Consider the following 2,620-nt stretch of genomic DNA (forward strand, 5'->3'; position numbering starts at 1 on the left):
GTAAGCATGCGCCGTAGGCCGCCTTGTTGAGAAGCATTTCAGCGTTCAGCTTTTCGCGTTCGTAGTCCGGCAGCAATGCCGGCAGCGGTGCTGGAGAGCTTTGCATGGATGATGAGACTTATGTCCGGCGCCGGCGCTGGAGCATGGAGGAGAAGCGCGCGGTCGTGACCGAGGCGCTGTCGAGCGGGAACGTGATTGCGACGGCGAAGCGGCATGGCATCCAAGCGCAGCAGATCTACCGATGGCGCGAGCGGCTCGATGAACGGCAAAGCCCCACGGCGTTTTTGCCGGTGTCGATTGCGCCGGATTCGGTGCCGCTCAGTTCGACGCCGGTGCTGGATCAGGGCAGCAGGGATCACAGTCCAGCAGCGATGCTGGATCGCCCGCCGCGGGTCGAGATCGTGTTGTCTGCCGGTCGGCGCGTCATCGCCGAAGGCGGCGTCGATATCGATGTGCTGCTCAGGTTGGCGCGAGGCCTCGAGGCGCTCAGGTGATCCCGGTTCCGGTTGGCGTGAAGGTGTGGCTGGCGACCGGCCACACCGATATGCGCAAAGGGTTCGCCTCGCTGGCGCTGGTGGCGCAGGAGGTCTTGAAGCGCGATCCGCTTGGCGGCCACGTCTTCTGCTTCCGCGGGCGTCGCGGCGATCTCTTGAAGGTGATCTGGCACGACGGGCAGGCGGCGAGCCTTTATGTGCGGCGACTGGAGAAGGGCCGCTTTTTGTGGCCGTCGCCGGCCGACGGCGTCGTCGCGATCACGCCCGCGCAGATGGGTTACCTGCTCTCCGGCATCGACTGGCGCAATCCGGTGGAGACCTGGCGTCCGACTGCGATCGGATAGCGCTTTGCGCCTTGTTTTTGATGGCGGATGTGATTCCATCGCCTTGTGAACGCGCCCGCTGAATCGCCCGTGCCGCCAACCCTGCCGACCGATTTGGCGGCGGCGCATGCGATGATTCTGGCGGAGCGCCAGGCGAGGATTGAGGCGCAAGCCGAAGCCCTCGCCGCGAAGGCCGCAGCATCATCGACCGAGGTGACGATCGCGCATCTGAAGCTGATGATCGAGAAGCTCAAGCGCGAGCTCTATGGTCAGCGCTCCGAGCGCACTGTGCGCCTCATCGACCAGATGGAACTTCAGCTCGAGGAACTCGAAGCGAAGGCGACCGAGGACGAGCTGGCGGCGGAGGCGATGTCGCGCCAGGCGTCACTGCCTGCAGGGCGCCGCGGTCGTCCTGTCCGCAAGCCCTTCCCGCAGCATCTGCCGCGCGAGCGGGTCGTGATCGCAGCGCCGACGTCATGCCCGTGCTGTGGCTCCATGAAGCTGTCGAAGCTGGGCGAGGACGTCACCGAGACCCTGGAGGTGATCCCGCGCCAGTGGAAGGTGATCCAGACGGTGCGGGAGAAGTTCACCTGCCGCGAGTGTGAGGCCATCACGCAGCCGCCCGCGCCCTTCCATGTGACGCCGCGCGGCTTTGTGGGGCCGAACCTGCTGGCCATGCTGCTGTTTGAGAAGTTCGGTCAGCATCAACCGCTCAACCGCCAGAGCGAGCGCTACGGCCGTGAGGGCATCGACCTCTCGGTCTCGACGCTCGCCGACCAGGTCGGCGCGGCCACGGTGGCGCTGAAGCCGCTGCATGAGCTGATCGCCCGGCACGTCATGGCTGCTGAGAGGCTGCATGCCGACGACACGACGGTGCCGATCCTTGCCAAGAGCAAGACCGACACGGGCCGGATCTGGACCTATGTGCGCGACGACAGGCCCTTCGGGGGCGCCGATCCGCCGGCGGCGCTTTACTTCGCCTCGCGCGACCGGCGGCAAGAGCATCCGGACGCGCATCTCGCGGCTTGGCGCGGCATCCTGCAGGCCGACGCCTATGGCGGATACAACGGGCTCTACGAACCCGCGCGTCCGGGCGGGCCGGTCACGTCGGCGCTCTGTTGGTCCCATGCCCGTCGCGGCTTCTTTGAGCTCGCCGACATCGCCGCGAGCGCACGGCGCGGGCCCGGCACCGCGCCTGTGTCGCCGATCGCTCTGGAAGCGGTGAAGCGCATCGACGCGCTCTTCGCCATCGAGCGCGAGATCAATGGTCTGAGCGCCGACGAGCGCCGCCAGATCCGGCAGGAGCGCAGTCGCCCGCTCGTTGATGACCTGCGCGCCTGGCTCGGCGAGCAGCGTGTCATGCTCTCGCGCTCGGCGACCGTCGTCAAACCCATCGACTACATGCTCAGGCGCTGGGACAGCTTTGCATCGTTCCTCGACGACGGGCGAGCCTGCCTGTCGAACAATGCCGCCGAGCGCGCGCTCAGAGGTTTTGCTCTCGGTCGAAAAGCGTGGCTGTTTGCGGGCTCCAGCCGCGGCGCCGAGCGTGCCGCCGCCATGGCGACGCTGATCCAGACCGCGAAAATGAATGACATCGATCCACAGGCCTGGCTTGCCGACGTGCTTGCCCGCGTAGCCGAGCATCCGATCCATCGGCTTGACGAACTGCTGCCGTGGAACTGGCGCGCGCAGTCGACCACCGCAATCGCAGCCTGACGATGCAAATCAACAAGGTCCACGCCGTCCGGACCTTGGCGCTCGTCGCAAGAGATCTCGGTGAGGACGTGGACTGGCTCGCCGATA

General features: G+C 66.5%; 3 protein-coding genes. All 3 read left to right on the top strand.

Features of this window, described 5'->3' with window-relative positions; translation table 11 throughout:
• The first annotated feature begins 104 nt into the window (after positions 1 to 104).
• The 3 genes from tnpA (at position 105) to tnpC (ending at position 2,533) form a co-directional block, all read left to right on the top strand.
• On the top strand, positions 105 to 494 hold the full coding sequence (tnpA, locus tag ABLE93_RS26810) for an IS66-like element accessory protein TnpA (RefSeq protein WP_348842708.1): 390 nt from the start codon (positions 105 to 107) through the stop codon (positions 492 to 494).
• On the top strand, positions 491 to 838 hold the full coding sequence (gene tnpB / locus ABLE93_RS26815; protein ID WP_056243994.1) for an IS66 family insertion sequence element accessory protein TnpB: 348 nt from the start codon (positions 491 to 493) through the stop codon (positions 836 to 838). The genes tnpA and tnpB overlap by 4 nt, the downstream gene beginning before the upstream one ends.
• Before the next feature lie 111 nt (positions 839 to 949).
• Positions 950 to 2,533, top strand: a complete 1,584-nt coding sequence (gene tnpC, locus ABLE93_RS26820; protein WP_348842709.1) for an IS66 family transposase — start codon at positions 950 to 952, stop codon at positions 2,531 to 2,533.
• Positions 2,534 to 2,620: the final 87 nt, after the last annotated feature.

This window comes from Xanthobacter pollutisoli (genome assembly GCF_040044995.1).
Lineage (GTDB): Bacteria > Pseudomonadota > Alphaproteobacteria > Rhizobiales > Xanthobacteraceae > Xanthobacter.

What these genes read in the sequence shown, in the direction of transcription:
- tnpC (WP_348842709.1), top strand. Translation starts at nt 950, where the DNA reads ATGATTCTGGCGGAGCGCCAGGCGAGGATTGAGGCGCAAGCCGAAGCC.
- tnpA (WP_348842708.1), top strand. Translation starts at nt 105, where the DNA reads ATGGATGATGAGACTTATGTCCGGCGCCGGCGCTGGAGCATGGAGGAG.